Below are 19,368 nucleotides of genomic sequence, written 5' to 3' on the forward strand. Positions count from 1 at the left end.
CACTATACTGCAACCGCAATGCCAGCAGAGGCTGTCATAATTTTGTTTTTTGCAAAAAGGGTGTGCTTGACCGCAAGCGGCAGGATAGACAAGCTTTGGCAGGGATGATCCATATCTGCGATGCGCTGAAATTGTGAAAAGGAGGAAAGATTGGATGAAGATTTTGAAGAAGGCCAGTCAAGGTTTTGACGCAGTTACTGCAAGTGGGAAGGTCGGGGCTTTATTGGCGCCGGCCTTCCCACTCTCCGTCGTCCTAGCGTTTCAGGCTCAGTATTTCCTGGGTCATTTCATCTGCAGTGGTGATGGTCTTTGAGTTTGCCGAATAGGCTCGCTGGGTGATGATCATCTTGACGAACTGGCTTGCCATGTCCACGTTGCTCTGTTCCAGGGAGTTGGAGAGGATCTTCTCACTGGTTCCGTTCGGCTGGTTTCCTGCCAGGGAAAATGCGGCAGCAGAAACCCCTGATGACGCAGTCGGCGTGTACAGCGACCCACCCGCTTTTTCAAGGCCGGTTACATCGGCAGCACTCACCACCGCCAGCCTCTGGACGGTTGCCGCATTGGCCGGTGTTGTCGCAACACCCACCCCCCCGCTGGCATTGTAGTAGTTCGTGGTGATACCATCCTGGGCAAGATAGGTGATGAGCCCGTTCGGCTCTATCTTCACGATCTTCGCGAAATCCGTGGCGGGGGCTGCGCCTGTATTTGAAAACTGGATCGGATTCCCGGCGGTGTCCAGCACCTGGTAGCCATCTGGATTTACCATGGTCAGTGTCTTATCCACGTGGAAGGCGCCCGCCCGGCTCAGGAGGGCGGCATTCTGGGCAGCCACCGGCGCTGCGGTGGTCGGCGGTTTCAGGGCAAAAAAGCTGTTTCCCTGGATGCCCAGGTCGGTCACATTTTCCGTATTCTCATAAGACGACGAACCGAAAATATTTTCAACCTTCTGCATCTGCACCCCGCGGCCGACTTGCGAATCATTGCCGATATTAGCGGAAAGCATGTCCGAGAAGAGCGTCCTTCCGTATTTGAAACCGATGGTATTGACGTTGGATATGTTGTTGCCGATGACGTTCATGGCCTCACCGTTGTTCAAAAGGCCGCTCACGCCGGTAAACATTGCACCTGTAATACTCATTTGTTGCCTCCTTGTTCTGCCTGTTTGTTGTCGAACACCTCTGTCGGTCGGTGTTCGCGGGCTTCCTCCGGGAGGTCCAGCCCTTTAAAAGTTCGAGGTTTGAGGTTCGAAGTTCGAAGTTCGAGGTTCGAGGTTTAATTGCTTTTGACATCGAACATCGAACATGGAACGTCGAACAGCTTCATTTTAGAAATACGGCGGAGTCGATGTTGGTAAAGACGTTCCCCTGCATGTGGGCCCGGTCCATGGCCGTAACCACTGTCCGGTTTTTGACACTCACCACAAAGGCTGCATCACCCAGCATGACCAGAGACTCCTTGCCCCCCTTTTGCGCGACACTGTCGACCGCCCCCGCGAGCTTTTTCATGTCCGTTTCACTCAAGCTGATCCCCCGCGCTTTCAATCTCTCCTGAGCGTGTTGCGAAAATTTTACGGCCTGGTTCGGCAGTTTTGCTTCAAGAATCCTGGCAAAGGGTGAATCAGAACCGGCCGGCTTTTCCTGTGACGGCTTTATCGGAGTCTGACGGGTAGGCGCCTGGATCGGCTGCGGGAAAAATATGTTGTCAACCACTCACACCACCCCCTTCACGCTGAGGATGTTGGCAATCGGGACCTGCAATGCACCTATGGTCAGGCTTGGACTGGCCCCTTCCATATTGACCCCGTCGACCTTCCCTTTGATCAACGGCGTGCCGGCAAAGGTGGTGCCGTCAACATTGCCGCCGGTTACGGCAACGTTGTAAGTTCCGGCCGGTAATTGCCGACCTATGCTGTCGGTGCCGTCCCAGGCAATAGAGCCGTCTCCCGCCGCTGTCCGGCCCTGGGTCAGGGTTTTGACCGTTGCGCCGCTTGCATCCGTGATCGAAAGCGTTACCGTTTGTGCAGCTGAAGGCAACCTGTAATTGATGACCGCTGGGCGGCCGGCCTGAAGACTGACCTGCGCCCCGGGCGCAACGACCTCCTTGCCGATGAACGATACGGCAGACAGTGTCGTCGTGTTGTTTGCCTGATTCAGCATGTCTTGCAGGTTGGAATTGGTATTATACGCCTGTTCCACCTGGGTAAGCTGGGCCAGCTGCGAAATAAACTGGGAGCTGTCCTGGGGATTCATCGGGTCCTGGTTTTGCAACTGGGTCACGAACAGCTTGAGAAAGTCATCCTTGTTCATGCCGGTTGCCTTTTTCATTGCAGCCGCAGCCGCAGTGGAATCATTCGAAGCTGAAACTGAGTTAATCATAACTATCACCTCCTTTTTTTAAAATCTCACATCCACTAACGAATTATTGCCTGTAGTCAGATAACTGACTCGCTGTTCCGCTCCATCATCGGTCGGTCCCGCCACGTTGGTAAAGTTTTTATGAGACTGATTCCGGGGCACCCATTTTTCATCCCCGAACGACTGGTTGAAACCATGCCCGACGCCGGTCTGGACATCGAATTTGTCCATGGTCAGATTCTGCTTCAACAAGGTCTCCTTGAGGCTGTCCAGGTTACCCATGAGGGCATCTTTCACCATCCGGTTTTCCGCCACGATTTCAACTTTTAGCCGCTGATCCACCATGCTGACGTTGATTTTCAGCTCCCCCAGTTCAGCCGGCTTTAGGGAAATGGTAATCTGGTTGCGTCCCTTTGCATCGTGGGTAGCCATACCGTCTTTTACCTGGGCAAGGATGCTTTCCGACAACGCAGTTTTTGTCCCTTCCGTTTTTGGCTGAGGCTCGGGGACGGAAAAGTTCTTCGGAACATCGGTAACTGCTCCGTTATGAAGGGTCCCCGGCATTTTTTCATTCATGCCGGATCTGCTGCTGTTCTCCCCGTCAAAAAACTCTTTACGGGAAGACGGTTCCTGAAAAACGACTTCTACCTTGGCAGTGTCAGGCGTCGTGGCAATGGAGTCCGCACTTTTCGCCTCGGACGATTCAGCTACCCCGTGCAGATGCTGGTTGGTCTCGTAACGCACCTGGTGGACGGCTTTTTCCTGGGCCGACTTTGCGATGACAACGGGATCAGACGGGGACTGTGCTGGCGATTGCTGCTGGTTGGTCTCGGGCTGCGTCGTCACCAAAGGTTCGGTAATTACCGGTATTTGAACTTCACCGGCATTGTTCCCGGAACCTTGAAGAGCGGAAGCTGCTTGCGCCGGAGTTGCTGTCAGTGGCGGTTGTGAAGGGACAGTTTGTCCGGCTGCATTGACATTAACCTGTTGCGGAGAGGAGGTTTCGGGAGCTTTTGCAACAAATTGAACCGTTTCCGGAAAAACCGTATGGCTACTTGATTGGGGAAGCGGTTTTGCATCGCCGGCTACGGGTTCGCCAGGCTGGGCAGCTGCATTTTCGGCCTTCGACATAATGGCAGCTGTAACGTCTGGTTTTGCCGGGGGATGAAAGGTGTCCGGTAATTCATGGTTGTCTGCCCGCGGAGGCAGCTTCGGAGCAACCATGACCGGTTGGGCAGCAGAGGCAGGCTGCTCAGCTGCCGGCGCGGGATTTGACTGCTGTAGCACGATATCGACGGGCGACGCATCCTTGCTTGCCATTGACGGTTGCGGAATTAACGGTGTCGGTTTTGCAGCAGGAAGGACACTGTCAGGCAACACCACCTCTTCTTCGGTTTTAACAACGCCGCCTTGCTGTTGAGCAACCGTTGCCGCGGGATTAAGCCCTTCTGCAACAGCCGTCGTTCCCACCGATTCCGTTTGTGCAGCCATATCCTGCATCTGGCTTGGCAGGATTGACGCCATGGCCATCGGCATCCCATTGGCCGCAATCATCATGGGTAAAGGGAGTTCATTGGTTGCGGATGATGATTCTTCCGTCTCCGATTCCTTTTTCCCGGGCTTCACAGCAACTGTCGCCTCTTCCGGTACTGCCGGCATACCGCTTTTGCCGACAAGCTCCTCCATCGCCATGCCCGGTGGGGATGACGACGCCATCTCCCGCAACAGTGCGGCAAATGCGCTGCTGCCTGATGGAGTCCGCACCGGGACATGCCCCGTTTTGTCAGAAGTCATCAGGCCTGCACCGGGAAGCGCGGGGGGGAGCGACTGCGGAATGATTTGCATTATTTCCATTGTTTTCACCTCCTTTCTCTGTGGGATGGGTCGAGGTTATAATCCCCCGACATAACTCTATGAGCGGCACCCGACTGCCGGAGTGCGCGGTTTATCCTTCATTACCTGGCGACGATGTTCTCCCTGGTCCACGTCAGAACCCGCGGCTGGTTGAGATAGGGGATGAGTTTCACGACCGTTTTCTGGTCCATCCGGTCGAGCATCTCGATGACCAGGGATTCGTCCAGTTTGTCCAGCAGTTTCCCCGCCTCTTCAGGTCTGAGCGACTTGTATATCTTCAGCATCTTCTTGAAACGCTCGCTCTCCTCTTTTTTCTTGGCCTGCACGGAGGCGTCCATCGCCTTCCTGGCAGCGTTCAACCCGTTTATCCGGCTCTCCAGGCTGGCGGACATTTTATTAAGTTCCTCTTCCTTGACCTTTAAGGCGGCTTCTTTCTCCATCAATTGCTGCCTTTTCGTCTCCAGCGCCGCAGCCTCATCACTTTCGGGCCTGGACGGAGATACGGCACGCACGGCGCCCCGTTCCGCGGTTTTGGAGGCAGTTTGACTTGCAGCCTGAGCGCCCCTGCGCACAGAGGAAAAATCCATGTCAGACAGCCAGAGCAACATAATAATCGTCAGGGAAATCAGAAATATAAACTTTTTCATCTTTTGCCATGCCCGGTCTTCTGAATGGATATCTCGTCAAGAAAATGCCTCTCCTTTTCCGCAATACCCTGGTTATACGCCCGGATTTTACGATCCTTGAAAGCTTCCAGCACTTTCTTGTCCTTGGCTGCATCGAGAAGGGTTTCTCTCTTTTCTGTCATTTTTCTTTCAAGGGAAATTACCGCCTGACGATGCTCCCGAATGTCCACTGTTTTTTTCCGGCTGAAATCGGCATAAAGCAGTAATTCAGCCGCGGATATGCCGTCTTTCTGCTTGTCGGCGAATTCGTGAATAAGATGGCTCATGGCCTCTTCTTCCTTCATCAGCTGCTCGTTGGCACCCTCGAATTCCTGTTTTGCAGTGGCGAAATCAATCTTCCGCATCTTCTCCACTTCCATGCGGAAGTTGAGGACCTGATCAAGTTCAAACCCCTTTTTTGCCATGACGCACCTCAATAGCTACTCAATCTGTTTCACAACGTCGCGGATTGAAACGACCTTCTCCTGAACTGCCGCCAGCCCCTCACAACGCCATGGAAGCATCGAAAATCTCTGCCAATGAGGCCACGGCGGCGTCCACCTCCACGCCGTCGTTGACATCCTGCTTCAGATAGGAATTCATATGCTCTATCTTGGCAATGGCGTAATCGATCTTCGGATTGCTCCCCGGCTTATAGGCACCGATATTTATCAGGTCTTCGGCCTGGCGATAGGTTGCAAGCACCCCTTTGAACCCGCCTGCCAGTTTCTGGTGCTCCCTGGAAGTGACATCCATCATAACCCGGCTGGCGCTATTGAGAACATCTATGGGAGGATAGATGTTTCTGGCTGCCAACTCCCGGGACAGTATGATGTGCCCGTCGAGAATGCTGCGCATGGCATCGGAAACCGGTTCGTTAAAATCATCCCCTTCAACAAGTACCGTGTAGAGCCCGGTAATACTCCCGCCGTGAAAATTTCCCGCCCGCTCCAGCAATTTGGGAAGAGCGGCGAAGACCGACGGCGTATACCCCTTCGTGGTCGGCGGCTCACCTATTGCCAGCCCCACCTCCCGCATGGCCATGGCAAAGCGGGTGGCGGAATCCATCATCAGCAGCACCTTTTTCCCCTGTGCCTGAAAATACTCGGCAATGGTAGTGGCGATATACGCTCCGCGCATCCGTACCAGCGGCGGCTGGTCCGAGGTAGCCACCACCACCACCGACTTCTTCAGACCTTCCTCCTGCAAATCCTTTTCGATAAACTCCCGGAGTTCCCTCCCGCGCTCACCGATGAGTGCGATCACATTGACATCCGCCTCGGTATAGCGGGCAATCATGCCGAGCAGGGTCGATTTGCCGACCCCCGATCCGGCCATTATCCCCACACGCTGTCCCTCGCCACAGGTCAGAAGGCCGTTTATGGCCCTGATGCCGAGATCGAGCGGTTCGCGGATCGGACGACGCTTCATGGGGTTTACCGGCATGGCGTAGATGGGATATTCTTCGCCGGTAATAATCGCCCCCCGGTCATCAATCGGCGACCCGAGCCCGTCTATGACACGCCCCAGGAGAGCCGGTCCTACGCCTAGCGAGGCTTTTTCCCGTCGCACCGATATCAGGCTGCCCAACCCCACACCACGCAACTCTCCCAATGGCATCAGAAGGGTCTTGTTGTCGCGGAAACCAACCACCTCGGCAGGGATCGGATCGCTCCCATGGGAATTAATCTCACAGAGCGTCCCGACAGCGGTTTCCGGGCAAAATCCTTCGATAACGAGCCCCACCACCTGCGTCACCTTGCCGTGAAGCCTTATCGGCTTCACCGCTTCGACGGCGTGCATAAAACGGCTTAAATCAATCTTGCTGAGAGACATCTCTGTAATCCTCAATCACCGTTTTCTCCGGGGAATCGATGAGAAAGCTGCGTTCCTCCGTGAAGCGCCGGAAAATCTCGTCAATCTGAGCATCAATCCTTGCGTCTATCGCCCCCATTGACGTATCGACCAGACAACCGCCGCTGGGAATGTTTTCATCCGCTTTGAGCGTCATCCGTCGTTTCTCGTTTGCGCCGGGAGAAAACTGCTTGTTGTCGGCGACTATCTCGTAATCGGCCGGATTCAGCCTGACGACGACTTCATCACCGTCGGAAACGTTGCTCACCGCCTCTTTTACGATGCTTACCAGTATCCTCCGGTCAATGGATATCTCCTGAAGAATGATCTTTCTTGCTATCATAACGGCAAGAGTGAGCAGATCTTCTTCACTTTCCTGCATGACTTTCTGCCGTAGGCCGCCCGTGCTGAGCAGGGCTTTTGCCAGGGCCTCGCTCACCTTGGACAGAGACTCTTCGGCCTGGCGACTTCCTTCGCGAACCCCTTCATTAAAAGCCGCCTGCACTTTCCTCGCTGCCTCTTCCTCGGAAATCCCGGGAATAATTTCTTCCTCTGCCGCCTCTACCGGCGCTGCATCCGCCTCGGAGTCATCTTCCCCGACGCGTATTGCATCCTGCTCTCTGCATCTGCCGAGGAGGATCGGGACAAAGTTGTCGCCGGCCTCGCAACTCACAGCTTCAAAGTCCTCTTTCTCCGTCAACTCCTGGAAGTTGAAGCAAACAAAGCCTTCCTCTTCAGAGCGATTCAACTTGATAATATTAGACGAGGACATCGTCACCCCCGCGGCCTGCAATAACCACCTTTCCTTCCTCTTCCATTTTCCTCACGACTTTTATGATCTCGGACTGGGCCTTTTCCACGTCCGAAAGCCGTACCGGCCCCAATACCTCCAGGTCCTCCCGGATCATATCCGCTGCACGGGAGGAGATATTGCGGAAGATCTTATCCTTCACATCGTCCGGTGAAGTCTTCATGGCCAGGGTCAGGGTATCGTTGCTCACCTCGCGCATGATCGACTGAATAGCCCGATCATCCAGCTTGAAGATATCTTCAAAGGTAAAGAGATGTTTGCGGATTACCTCCGCCAGAGGCTGATTGAGGACATCGAGTCGATCGAGGATCTTCTTCTCTCTGCTCCGGTCAAGGTAGCCAAACATATCCACCACCTTTTCCACGCCCCCCACCTTGAACCTCTGGATTCCGCCAAGGGACGTCAATTCCTTGCGTATGACCTCGTCGATTTCGGCAATAATTTCCGGTGAAACCTGGTCAACCTCGGCAATACGTATCACTACGTCGGCCTGAAGCTCTTGGGGGAGAAGCCCGATTATTTCACTGGTCTGTTTCGGCTTCAGCTTGGCAAGTATGACTGCAATGGTCTGGGGGTGTTCTTGGGAAAAAAAGTTGGCGATGGTTTTTGAATCCATGCTGGCAAGGACATCCACCATATCCCCGATGCTGGAGGTACGCAGTTCCTGGAGAAGGCTTTGCGCTTTTTGCACGCCGAGAGCCTTTTCCAGGATCTTCTTGACAAACTCTTCTCCCTGGGAAAAAAACCCGGATTCCGGGTTGGTAATGTCGGTAAACTCGCTAACCACGGCTTGGATCTCTTCACGCGAAACATGACCCAGCCGCGCCATGCTCTGGCTGATTTTTTTTATATCGACATCGTCCATATGTTCAAATACCTTGCTCGTCGCTTCAGGCCCAAGGTATATGAGCAGTATCGCCGCCTTATCGGCTCCGGTCATGTAACACCTCTAACAACTGTTTAATCTTTGTGAGACAACCAGTTTTGCAGGATTTGCGCTACCTGATAAGGGTCCTGCTTGACCTTTTCAATCAATTCCAATTGGTTGAGACTCTGCATCTCCAGTTGCTGTTTATGCACTTCGGCCAGCTGCATCGCCGCATCATCTTCGGGCAGCGGCTGGAAAGTAGAAGCGGCCTTGTGCGGTTTCAACGTTTTCAACAGCGGCCGGATTACGAGGAAAAGAAGGGCGAAAAAGCCTAAGGCAATCAACAGGTTTTTCAAGAGCGCCTGCATTATCGGCGCATTCCACCATTTATCCTGATCGCTTGCCCCGCCGTCGTCGGTTTCCTGGAAGGGGATATTGGCAACCGTTACCTGATCGCCACGCTCTGCATTAAACCCGACTGCGCTTTTGACGAGGGCTTCGATTTTCTGCAGCTCATCGGGAGTGCGCGGCTGATATTTGGCCTTGGCCGTTGCGCCTTCTTTGGCGCTTGCCGGCGCCACATACTTGCCGTCAACAAGAATTGCTACGGATACCTTGTTCATGCTCCCGACCGGTTCGATAATCCGGGCAGTCGAGCGGCTCACCTCGTAATTGAGGGTTTCATCGCTCTTTGACCCCCCGCCGGAAGTGACTCCTGCAGGAGCGGCCTTCGCCATGTTAGACTGCACGCCGGGAACACCTGCGGCAACGGTGGACGCCCCCCCCTTTTCCTCGCTGCGCTGCTCGCTGCGTACAGCGGCGGATTCGGGGTCGTATCTCTCTTCATATTTTTCTACCTGCTTAAAATCGAACGTTGCTGAAACGCGCGCCACCGACTTGCCTGTCCCCACAACCTTGTCCAAGAGTGTCTGCAGCCGATCTTCAAGGTTCTTTTCATAAGTTCTCTGGGTTTCCTGCATGGTGCTGGTCATCTTGCTCGTAAGGTCCGAAGCGCCTACTTTACTCAGCATTTTCCCGCGACTGTCAAGAACTGTCACGTTTTCAGGGTCCATCCCCTCGATGGAAGAAGCCACCAGGTGCACAACACCCTGCACTTCGTTTTCGCGAAGCGTGTGGTTCGACTTCATCTTCAGCACAACAGAAGCGGTCGTTGGCTTTTCATTGTCCTTGAACAGGGATTTTTCTGCTATCGCCAGGTGAACCCGGGCCTGTTCCACACCGGCAAGCTGAGCGATGGTGCGTGACAACTCTCCCTGCAAAGCGCGTTGATAGTTAAGCTTCTGGACGAACTCCGTCATGCCGAAATTTTTCCGGTCGAATATCTCAAATCCTACCCCGCCCCCTTGGGGAAGCCCTTCGCTCGCCAGCGAGAGCCGCAAATCATAAACCTTGTCGGATGGGACAAGAATTGCTTTGCCATCAGCGGCGATCTGATATGGGACTTTCTGGTCCTTGAGTTTTTTGACGATCTCACCGGCATCTTCGGTAGTCAGGTTGGCGAACAAAGGACGATAATCGGTCTTGTTGGCGACTACGATCAGAGCCGCAAAGGCCACGAGAGAAGCTACAGCAACCCCTGCCACAATCAGGCGTTTGGCTGGGGGGAGCGTAAGAAACGGTTCAAGCAGTTTTTTAAAACCTTCCTGCATGCAAACTCCGTATCAATCTACAAATCCGTTCTGTTGGTGGAATGTATTTCCCATGGGAACCGCTTATACCGGCATCCGCATAACCTCTTGATACGCCTCAACCGCCTTGTTGCGCACCTGGCTGAGAAACTGGAAGGAAATGCTCGCCTTTTCCACGGCGAGCATAACCTCATGGAGCCCCTTGGATTCCCCGACGGCAAGACTCTGAATCGACTTGTCCGCCGTTACCTGCATTTCGTTTACCTTGCCGACCATTTCACCCAGATATTTGCTGAAATCTTCGGCCGGTGCAGCAACCTTGGTCTCTTTGGCAATGGGTGAGGGAAATGCACGTTCGACCCCAACCCCACTTTCAATCCCCTTTATTACCATCTGCTCCTCCTGAAAAACTTGCTGTACATTTAACGCTTCCGAGCGCTTTCAGCGTGATTTATCGTCCAAGTTCAAGGGTTTTCATCGCCATGCTCTTTGCCGCCTGAGCCGCCGTAACATTAGCCTCATAGGTTCGTGTGGCAGCAATCATATCCGCCATTTCCTCAACGACATTTACATTAGGCAGCGCCACATACCCTTGCTGGTTTGCATCGGGATGGGTCGGGTCATACTGCAATCGCGGCGGGTTCTGGTCTTCATTGATCTGCACTACGCCGACCTGTTGCGGCACCCCCCTGTTACCGGTTTTGCTGAAGACGGAACTGAAGGATTCGGCCACGGGCCGCGCAGAAAATACCGCATCCTTGCGCCGGTACGGCCCGCCTTCAGCAGTCCTCGTCGAATTGGCATTGGCCAGGTTGCTGGAAATCAGGTTCATCCTGGTCCTCTCGGCAGTCAACGCAGAGGAACTGATATCCATTGACGTAAAGAAGTCCATTTAGTTTCCTCCCCTTATGGCAGTTTTTATCCCGTCGAACTTTTTCCCCAAAAGCTGCACTGTTGCGTTATACATGATCTGGTTTTCCACCATTCGCCCCATTTCATTCTCCAATTCGACCTTATTGCCGTCAACGCCGGGCGAACTCGCCGGTGTTTCGATCACACTTCCCCTGACACCGTCAATTGTCGTGCTCCCTCCGCGAAGAGGGATATGTCGCGGATTGGTAATCGATCCTTTATTTTTCCCTTTCCCTTTGAGCGCTTCTTTCAGCTCACCCTCAAAGGAAAGCTCGGTGGGCGTATAGCCGGGAGTTTCAGCATTGGCAAGGTTCGCCGAAATATGGCTATGGTTTCTGGCCCTCAGGTCAAGACTCTTGCTCAAGACATTAACTGTTACTCCAAAAATTCCATCAACCGGCATATACACCTCCTTACCCATCTCGTATACTAGCAAAACCCATACCAGTAAATTTCATCCGTCATTACAGATAGTTATACCCCGCAAGGCAGTTTGTCGCATTAATTTGGCCCTTCGTTTCCGAACAAAGTCATTATTTTGACAACCCTGAAGCACGCCCTCCGTTATTCTCCTGCCACTCCTGGTCACTGATGGCCTGTTGAGCCATTTTGCGCCAGACAGGATCGCTACCTTCCTTTACAATTCGATCCCACAGGACCTTGGCTTCTTTGTAATTCTTCTGGTGCAGATTCAGTTCACCCATCGTATAAAGAAACTGATCCCGCATCTCATTACCGGCAGTTTCAAGCCCGGTGCGATAGGCAACCATGGCTCCCCGGTAGTCCCCGACTTTTTTTCTGCCTGAGCCGACGGTAAAATATGCGTCACCGGCCAGTGGCGATGACATCCCGGCCTGCCGTAACCCATCAACATACCTGGTCAGGGTCATGTCAGCCCTTTTATAATCCCGCGAGGTTGCAAGCGCTTTCCCCAGGTAATAATAGCTATTCAGAAATTCTGCCTTCACTCCCGGCTTGAAAAGCCAGGAAAGTTCGGCAACAACACCGGACATATCCTTTTTAAAAAAACTGATTTCTCCCAGATGCTCAAGCACATGGTGAGTATCTGGATGACGGGGGAACCTGATCAGGAAACTCCGGGCAGTCGCTTCGGCCTGGGGAATATCGTCCAGCGTCACGGCGTTGTCGATAATCCGCCCATACATGAACGGGGCAGCGGACGCCGCCCATTCCCGCTCGGCAAGATAGTGTAACAACTCCAGCTCCGCGACAGGCTTGTGAATATCTGCAAATCCCTCTGACAGCCGGCGGATAAATTGATCGTCGGTAAAACATCGGGACAGATAATCGCGGTTTTGTTGCGCCAGCTTGACAACCCCCTCATAATCCTTTGCCGCATACCGTTCGCGGTAGACCTGCAAGAGCAGATCTTCGCGAATGCCCCGGGCAATAGCGACAAATATTCCCTGTGGATATAGCTTTTCATATTGACATATGGCGGCTAAAGCCGTTTCACTCTGACCATACAGCGATTCGAGGAACGCTGCCTTGAAATGGGCATCATCCCTGAGAAAGACGTCACCCGAGGATTTGTAGATATCCTGATATATCCTCATCAAGGATTGATAATCTTCAAAGCCAACGAAAAATACCCGCCTGTCGGCCAGTTTCAATGCGGCGTGGTTGGCCGCCTTGCTTCCGGCAAAATTTTCCGCCACGGTCTTGTATATGGTAACGGCTTCCTTTTCCCTGCCGTTACGGGCCAGGATGTCGGCAAGGCGATCCAGTAGCATCGGTGCATAGGTTTTATCTGCCAACTGTGCAATCAAGCGAACCAGCAGCCGTCTGCCATCTGCCAGATTTCCCATGCGTGCAATGCTGTCCGCGTAGTAAAAGGTTGCTGCGGGATTCAACGACAGATACTCAGGCCAGAGCCGCTCTCCTTCGCGAAAAGCCTTTAATGCCGGCTCATACCTTTCCAATAGATAGAGGGCCTCACCCTGGCGATAGGAAGCAAGCGCCCGCATCGGCGTATCCTTGTTGAGGAAATAGCTAAAAACCTCTACGGCCTCGGCAGCCTTTTCAGTGTAGAGAAAGCCTTCCCCTTTTTGAAAGAGGAGTACGTCTTCTCCGGCAATCACCTTCTGAAGCTGACGGCTATCAGTCGGGATAAATGGAATTTCGGCGCGCAACGGCGGATCAAACTCCCTGATCAGTTTCTCAGTCCCGCTCAATATCCGCTCCCGGCCAGGGACGATAGCAGGGGCATCCTGTTGCCCGGGAAAGGAGCCGACATCGACAGTCAGGACATTTTCCGCCTGGTCGAGGATTCGCACCCCCGTTATCGTGTTTTTCGCCGCGATGGCCACGTGTACATCATTGCCGCGCTGGGAAAAAGCAACCCCCCCGATATGGGTGTCCGAATAGGAGTTGAACCTCCTGAAGCGTGGCGAGTCGGCACTCTTTAAGGTGAGTCGGATTTGATTCGGCAGTTGCGTCAGTGAATACGTGAAAAGGTTATCAAGCTTGAAGATAATGCGGGTGTAGCTCCCATGCCGATTGATTTCCACCCCCTGCAAACGGGTGAGGCCCTGCGCCATCGCTTCAGGAGCGACCATCAGGCACAAAACAAACCAACCCGCCCAAACTACGCGTAGTCTGGTGCGTTTCGACATACGATCAAACCGGGTTGCTGCGGCTGTAATTAATAAGTCTGGAGATTCCATATTTAGTGGTCTTGATGCAAATTCGAGTAATTCTTCCCGTCAAAGAAAAGTTATTGGATCGATGAATGTTGACAGATTATTGGCCGGCATCCGTTTCACAGCTTTGTAAGGCAAAAGACGTGCCGTTGAACGCAGTGCGTTAGAACGCACTCTGTCAAGGATTAAGAGAAACAGGGGGATTTGGGGAGGTCAAAAAAATGGTGACGGGCAAGGATTTATTGACGCCGGTTAAGCAGCATGGAGGAATCTTTTTACCTTTGCCATTAATTCTTCGGCGTCAATGGGTTTCATGATTATATCACTTGCCCCGTATTTAAGGGCCTTGAGTACGCTCGTGCGGGTCCATTCACCGGCACACATGATAATGGGAAGGGGCGCCTTTTTACTTTGTGCGTTTATTCTGTTACAGACAGCAAGGTCCCGTTCTCCCGTTTCAGCAACTTCGATTACCGCGACCTTAACCTCGGCATCGTTAAGCAGGTCATTAATATCCGCGCCTATAGGCGCATCAACAAGTTGCAAGCCTATGGAGGCGAGGCAATCTTTGACCATCTGCCTCTCGTGCGAATCCTCGCTGAGGATGAGGATTGTCTCCGGTCGGGAGCCGGCTTTGGCCGCGTTGGCGGGATTTTCCCCCCCGTCATCGGCCGTTTCGGTCGTGGGCGCAGACTCAACCTGCTGCTCTTGCTGGGGATCAAAGAGATTGGCCAGGGCCAGCGGGACCATGATGTCGACAGAATGCATCTCCTGCCCCTCTGTCTCCAGAGGCGCGCGAAACATCAGGTAATCACCTTCGGGCAAGGGCTCTTCATTGGTGAGCTGATCAATTTCAGGGATAAACTTTTGCGGGGGGAGGAGTTTCAGGTGGACCTTATTAGGCAAGTTTGGCTGAAACACCGAATTGAACGAGCCGATGATCTGGTTGGCAATTTCTCCGAAGGCATCTATATCGTCATCGCCCATAATGCACAACCGTCTCTTTTCGGCAATCCTGGCAGGTGGGATACCGAGAAGAATACTGCTCATAACTATGGTGTCACCGAGGGAAAAGAGGAGATAAAACCGCCCCGGATACTCCTCTCTGGATTCGACGCCGACCACAAAAATCGCATCGTCCATATCGGTAAAGTAGCTCTGGCGATTGGTGTTCAGAAGCTCTGAGCCATTTACCGCAAGCGTCTGCCCCAATAGCATGCTGCTCTCTTCGCCGGCCTGTTTCAGTGCAGCATCGAGCATCTTTTTCAGTTCTTTGAACTCTGCCATATCCAGCTCCGTTACTACATCTCTTTTCTTAATTTAAGTCCTACGAGAAACCTTTCACCTTCATTGGTAAAAGGAATTATCACGCAATTACTGTCGGACATGGAGTTGACCGTGTATTCTTCGCCCGAGATGACTGTCGGTATGGAAAGGTTTATATCAAGCCCTCCCTTTGAGAGAATCTGCTTGACGTATCCGCCTAACATATTGGCAATCTCACCCAAAGCGTCGTTGACGTCTTCACCGACCTCATCCACCTCCATGCCGAGCATGTTGGAGGTAATTCGTAAGGCGAATGACCTGGGACAATGAATGGAGAGGATGCCGGTATAGGTCCCTGCGAGTCCGACCATGCCGGTAACGCTGCAATGAAACGTGGTGACCGGTTCACGTAACGGATAGGAGTCTTCCAGGTCAAGCATCACCATCGTATTGAATACTTCCTTTGTGGCATGGATTACATAACCTGCCAGATCTTCTTCCTGCATATGGACGGATTCAGAAACAGCTAAATTCAAAGTCATCACAGCATCCCTCCCAATTTTTCATTAAGCTGCTCAGGAGTGAACGGCTTTTTAATGCTGTCGCTGGCCCCATTGGTCATGGCCTCTTTCAGAACATCCTCGCCCCCTTCGGTGGTTATCATCACGATCGGCATCGTCTTGCCACTGGCCCGCACCTGTTTGATGAATTCCAGTCCGTCCATGTTCGGCATATTGATGTCGGAAAGGATGAGGCCCACTGTTTTTTCCCCGAGAACACTGAGTCCTTCGATCCCGTCACCAGCCTCATAGATATCATCCAGGACCAGTCCCGCCTGCCGCAATGATCGGGAAATAATTTTTCTCATGGTAGATGAATCATCGACAATTAACACGTTTGCCATTTTGCACCCTCCTTATTTTTCTTTCGCACAATGAGTGTCATTTTTTTGAAAGCCGCCATCAACCCGGCCTTCATGCTCCAGGCTCTCTTCCCCATTTACCCCGGTTCAATCTGCCATAGATATCCCCTGATCGGCTTATTCATCAGATGTATATTTAATCGGTCGGCCAAGAGAAAACTTTAGGGTGCATGGCACGTCAGAAGAAACCTTGAAAAAAAGTGGAGGATTCTGTCAATGACAGGCTCCCAGAGGAATGATGACCGAAAAGCAGCTGCCTTCGCCCTCCACACTTTCAACTTCGATCGTACCGCTGTGAGCTTCCACAATAGCTTTACTGATGGTCAGGCCAAGGCCGGTCCCTTTGAAGCCGGTAGCGGCAGAGGATCGAAAATACTTGTTAAAGATCCGCGGCACATCTTTCTGCGGGATCCCGATCCCGGTATCTTTAACGGAAACAAAAACCTTATCCTCCCGCACTTCAGCAGTCACCGTGACTGAGCCGCGGCGAGGGGTAAACTTCAACGCATTGCCGATAAGGTTGGCAAAGACCCGTGAAAGCTGCTTGCCATCGACCTTGAGAGGAGGAATCCCCTCACTGATGTTACAGGTAAGATTCGAACCGCGCGCCTGGGCTTCACGTAATCCGTCACAGCAGCACCCATCAAGCAGTGCGCCGATATCACAGACGGCACAATTAATCTGCAGGAGACCCACCTCCAGCCGGTAAGCGTCCAAGACGTCCTCTATCATGGCAAGAAGCTTTAGAGCGCTCCTGTCCATCTCCTTCAGACAAGGCTGAAGCGAAATGTCGATCTTTTGCGGCATTTCCCCCTTCAGCGTCTGGACGTATCCCATCAAAACCGTCAATGGAGACTTGAGATCGTGGGTCATCATGGCAACTATCTCTTCGCGCTGCCTCTTTTCTTTCTTATCTTCGGTAACATCGCGCAACTCGAACATCTCTCCCAGTATTTCGCCGTCAGGAGCATATAATTCGGATGATTTGACGGTGATTACCGCACCGTCAATGCTCATCTCAACAGGAGTCTCGCTGCAATCTTCACTCAGAACCTTGTAAATAGCGGTGCGCAGCGGCAGCATATCAACCCTTTTGCCCAGTACGGAACTGCCGGAGGCTTGCAGTATTGCCTCGGCCTTGCGGTTGATGAGTGTAAGTCGTCCGCTGGTCTCGACAAAGATCACGCCTATGCCTACGCTGTCCATAAGCATGCCGACAATAGCAGACCTATTGGAAAGAGAAAGAGCGTCCTCTTTTGGAGATCCCGTATGTGTCAATCCGCTTTTTTCCATAATGACTCTTATCGGTTATTGCCAGAAGATCTTTAGAATTAATTTATCCCCGAGCAGCTCCTTTCCCCTCCATAAAGCCAGTCTGTAGCTTATCTTGGAGCGCCCGGGCATGTGTTCGATCACTAATTCCACCGACATGACTATGAAAGCCTTTCATTTCTATTGGTTTCAGGCCCGAAAGATGGGCGACCCTTGCTTCGGCATATTTGATTGACACCCTTTCTGGGCCGTGATAGGTATGGAGAAACAGCTAGATAGCGCAACCCCAGAGGTTTTATGTTCTTCAGAAAATACCTTTCCTCATTACGGAGCACCTATTTTTTCATGCTCTGTTTCGGCCTTTTGATGGGTGGATTGTTCCCCTTTTATTCCTACATTTTTTTCGGCAGCAAGGCATTTACCTTCCTTTACGTCATCGGCTGCCTCACCGCCGGGGTGCTGGTAGGCACATTCTGCCATTACATCATCAAACAGGTGATGAAGATCTATCTGGAACGCCAATGGCTGGTGCTGAGCCGTATTGCAGGCGAAGAAGAGACGCGGGCCCTTGCCAAGGGTGAAGACGAACTCAAGCTTCTTCTTGAATGCTACGACCTCCTGATGGGGAAGGTCCTGGCAATGGTCGGCAACGTTACCGCCCTTATCCGGGATATAGGCGCGTTCCATCGGCAGATCGGGGAACAGTCGAAAGAGATCGTCCAGGGGAGCGAAAAGCAGTCCGACAAGGAAAAGGAGACGTTGCAGGCCGTCCAGGAGATGAACGGTTTCTTCAACGATCTTTTGAAGGAGATTGAGGATATTTCGCACAGGACCGATGAACGGGCGTCCATAACTGCGGAAATGAGCGCCACCACCGACACCATCGCTGAAAATATAAAGGACTATTCCTCATCAGTGCTTGAAACGTCTGCATCCATAGAAGAAATGGCCCTCAGCATCAAGGAGACCACCAGCAACATCGAGGCGTTGGCGGTTTCCACGGAACAGACGTCCGGTTCAATCAATCAGATAAATACCGTCACGACGGATATGCGCGACAATGCCCAAAAGACCAGTGAATGCTCCGAAAATGTGCGGAAGAAGGCCCAGGAAGGGATGCGTTCAATGACGGCCACGCTCAAGTCCATGCAGGAAATCGAAAAGAGCAACGCCGAGTCCTTTGCCGCCATAAACCGGCTGGCCGTCCATTCAGCCCGGGTCGGAGAGTTTCTGAACGTAATCAAGGATGTGGTTGAACAGACGAACCTCCTCTCCCTGAACGCCTCCATAATCGCAGCCCAGGCTGGGGAGCGAGGCAAGGCATTTACCGTTGTTGCCGAAGAGGTGCGCTCCCTCGCCCACAGGACAGCCTTATCCGCCAAGGAGATCGAAGATCTGGTCAAGAACATACAGAAAGAAACGGCGGACGTGCAGCGAACGGTTGCACAAGGGAAAGACCGGATCAAGGAAGGGGTAAAAATTTCGGCATTGGCCAGCAATGCGCTGGAGAAGATCGAGGAAAGCGCTGCGGAGGCATCGCAAATGGTGCAAAAAATCGCTGCCGCAACGGTTGAGCAGGCGTCCTCAAGCAGGCTCATCACCGATGAGGCGGAAAAGAATTTCCACCGGGTAAAGCAGGTCACCAAGGCCATTCAGGAGCAGGAGCGAGGAATAAGCCATATTGTAAAGGCCTTGGAACATATGCGTTCCCTTTCCCAGCTTATTACCAACTCGACTCAGGAACAGGCGCGCGGCAACCGTCTCTACCTGAAGAGCATAATGGAGGATAATGACAAGGTGAAGGAACTGAAGGATACGGCCATTCAGCAGATAATGATGGGAGACGTTCTCGTGAACTACGTCAGGGAAGCGGGATCTCTCATTGAAGCAAACGCCGGAGAAGCCAGGCAGATGATGGATCAGATCGACAAGATCACCACAATGACCGAAGATCTATGCAAGGAACTGGCGCCGTTCACTTCCCGGCCAGCAATACAGTGACCAGTTCGGCCATCATCTCATTCTTCAACGAATAGCAGACCCTTACCCCATCCCGTTTGGCATCCAGTATGCCGTTTTTCTTCATTACCTTCAGATGTTGCGAAACTATAGCCTGCGGCAACCGGAGACACTCCCAGATCTCCTTTACGCAGGCACATTTCCCGGCGAGTCCGGCCACGATCTTCAGCCGCACCGGATGGCCGAGCGTCCTGAGCAGCAGCGCCTTTTCCTCCAGATCCATTTCCGGTCGCCCTATGCCGTTAGCCGTCATCGAAAA

At 52.7% G+C, this 19,368-nt stretch carries 20 protein-coding genes; 1 reads left to right on the forward strand and 19 read right to left on the reverse strand.

The genetic code is table 11. From position 1 onward, the window contains the following. Positions 1-253: 253 nt before the first annotated feature. The 18 genes from GURA_RS21380 to GURA_RS21465 form a co-directional block, all read right to left on the reverse strand. Positions 254-1,138 carry a flagellar hook-basal body protein gene (locus GURA_RS21380; protein WP_011940978.1) on the reverse strand — a complete coding sequence of 295 codons (885 nt, stop codon included), beginning with the start codon at positions 1,136-1,138 and terminating at the stop codon, positions 254-256. Between the two features lie 181 nt (positions 1,139-1,319). After that, complete coding sequence (locus tag GURA_RS21385; RefSeq protein ID WP_011940979.1) at positions 1,320-1,709, reverse strand: TIGR02530 family flagellar biosynthesis protein; 390 nt, start codon at positions 1,707-1,709, stop codon at positions 1,320-1,322. Beyond that, positions 1,710-2,375, reverse strand: a complete 666-nt coding sequence (locus GURA_RS21390; protein ID WP_011940980.1) for a flagellar hook assembly protein FlgD — start codon at positions 2,373-2,375, stop codon at positions 1,710-1,712. 18 nt (positions 2,376-2,393) lie between these two features. Continuing rightward, the gene (locus GURA_RS21395) at positions 2,394-4,208 is read right to left on the reverse strand and encodes a flagellar hook-length control protein FliK (RefSeq protein WP_011940981.1); all 1,815 of its coding nucleotides are present in this window, start codon (positions 4,206-4,208) and stop codon (positions 2,394-2,396) included. 101 nt (positions 4,209-4,309) lie between these two features. Next, a complete protein-coding gene (locus GURA_RS21400) occupies positions 4,310-4,855 on the reverse strand; it encodes a MotE family protein (RefSeq protein WP_011940982.1) in 546 nt (181 codons plus the stop codon). Beyond that, complete coding sequence (gene fliJ / locus GURA_RS21405) at positions 4,852-5,298, reverse strand: flagellar export protein FliJ (protein WP_011940983.1); 447 nt, start codon at positions 5,296-5,298, stop codon at positions 4,852-4,854. Before fliJ ends, GURA_RS21400 begins: the two co-directional genes overlap by 4 nt. 79 nt (positions 5,299-5,377) lie before the next feature. Next, complete coding sequence (fliI, locus tag GURA_RS21410) at positions 5,378-6,709, reverse strand: flagellar protein export ATPase FliI (protein ID WP_011940984.1); 1,332 nt, start codon at positions 6,707-6,709, stop codon at positions 5,378-5,380. Continuing rightward, positions 6,690-7,499 (reverse strand): FliH/SctL family protein, encoded by an 810-nt coding sequence (locus tag GURA_RS21415; protein WP_011940985.1) that lies wholly within the window; start codon positions 7,497-7,499, stop codon positions 6,690-6,692. The genes fliI and GURA_RS21415 overlap by 20 nt, the downstream gene beginning before the upstream one ends. Beyond that, positions 7,486-8,478 (reverse strand): flagellar motor switch protein FliG, encoded by a 993-nt coding sequence (gene fliG / locus GURA_RS21420; RefSeq protein WP_011940986.1) that lies wholly within the window; start codon positions 8,476-8,478, stop codon positions 7,486-7,488. The genes GURA_RS21415 and fliG overlap by 14 nt, the downstream gene beginning before the upstream one ends. Positions 8,479-8,498: 20 nt before the next feature. Continuing rightward, on the reverse strand, positions 8,499-10,076 hold the full coding sequence (gene fliF, locus GURA_RS21425) for a flagellar basal-body MS-ring/collar protein FliF (protein WP_011940987.1): 1,578 nt from the start codon (positions 10,074-10,076) through the stop codon (positions 8,499-8,501). A 63-nt stretch (positions 10,077-10,139) separates the two neighbouring features. After that, complete coding sequence (fliE, locus tag GURA_RS21430) at positions 10,140-10,448, reverse strand: flagellar hook-basal body complex protein FliE (RefSeq protein WP_011940988.1); 309 nt, start codon at positions 10,446-10,448, stop codon at positions 10,140-10,142. Between the two features lie 58 nt (positions 10,449-10,506). Continuing rightward, on the reverse strand, positions 10,507-10,947 hold the full coding sequence (gene flgC / locus GURA_RS21435) for a flagellar basal body rod protein FlgC (RefSeq protein WP_011940989.1): 441 nt from the start codon (positions 10,945-10,947) through the stop codon (positions 10,507-10,509). Next, a complete protein-coding gene (gene flgB / locus GURA_RS21440) occupies positions 10,948-11,370 on the reverse strand; it encodes a flagellar basal body rod protein FlgB (protein ID WP_011940990.1) in 423 nt (140 codons plus the stop codon). Positions 11,371-11,500: 130 nt separating this feature from the next. Next, complete coding sequence (locus GURA_RS21445; RefSeq protein ID WP_198134502.1) at positions 11,501-13,546, reverse strand: tetratricopeptide repeat protein; 2,046 nt, start codon at positions 13,544-13,546, stop codon at positions 11,501-11,503. 336 nt (positions 13,547-13,882) lie between these two features. Continuing rightward, positions 13,883-14,917: a response regulator gene (locus tag GURA_RS21450; RefSeq protein ID WP_011940992.1), complete on the reverse strand. Its 1,035-nt coding sequence runs from the start codon at positions 14,915-14,917 to the stop codon at positions 13,883-13,885. A 14-nt stretch (positions 14,918-14,931) separates the two neighbouring features. After that, on the reverse strand, positions 14,932-15,438 hold the full coding sequence (locus tag GURA_RS21455) for a chemotaxis protein CheX (RefSeq protein ID WP_011940993.1): 507 nt from the start codon (positions 15,436-15,438) through the stop codon (positions 14,932-14,934). Beyond that, positions 15,438-15,800: a response regulator gene (locus tag GURA_RS21460; RefSeq protein WP_011940994.1), complete on the reverse strand. Its 363-nt coding sequence runs from the start codon at positions 15,798-15,800 to the stop codon at positions 15,438-15,440. The genes GURA_RS21455 and GURA_RS21460 overlap by 1 nt, the downstream gene beginning before the upstream one ends. Positions 15,801-16,031: 231 nt before the next feature. Further along, positions 16,032-17,111, reverse strand: a complete 1,080-nt coding sequence (locus GURA_RS21465) for a sensor histidine kinase (protein ID WP_011940995.1) — start codon at positions 17,109-17,111, stop codon at positions 16,032-16,034. A gap of 276 nt (positions 17,112-17,387) precedes the next feature. On the opposite strand from GURA_RS21465, the gene GURA_RS21470 reads away from it, so the two are divergent. Further along, positions 17,388-19,091: a methyl-accepting chemotaxis protein gene (locus tag GURA_RS21470; RefSeq protein ID WP_011940996.1), complete on the forward strand. Its 1,704-nt coding sequence runs from the start codon at positions 17,388-17,390 to the stop codon at positions 19,089-19,091. Here GURA_RS21470 and GURA_RS21475 read toward each other — a convergent pair. Beyond that, positions 19,066-19,362: an ArsR/SmtB family transcription factor gene (locus tag GURA_RS21475; RefSeq protein ID WP_011940997.1), complete on the reverse strand. Its 297-nt coding sequence runs from the start codon at positions 19,360-19,362 to the stop codon at positions 19,066-19,068. The two genes, GURA_RS21470 and GURA_RS21475, sit on opposite strands and share 26 nt — an antisense overlap. Positions 19,363-19,368: the final 6 nt, after the last annotated feature.

It is taken from the genome of Geotalea uraniireducens Rf4, from assembly GCF_000016745.1.
Taxonomy (GTDB): Bacteria; Desulfobacterota; Desulfuromonadia; order Geobacterales; family Geobacteraceae; genus Geotalea; species Geotalea uraniireducens.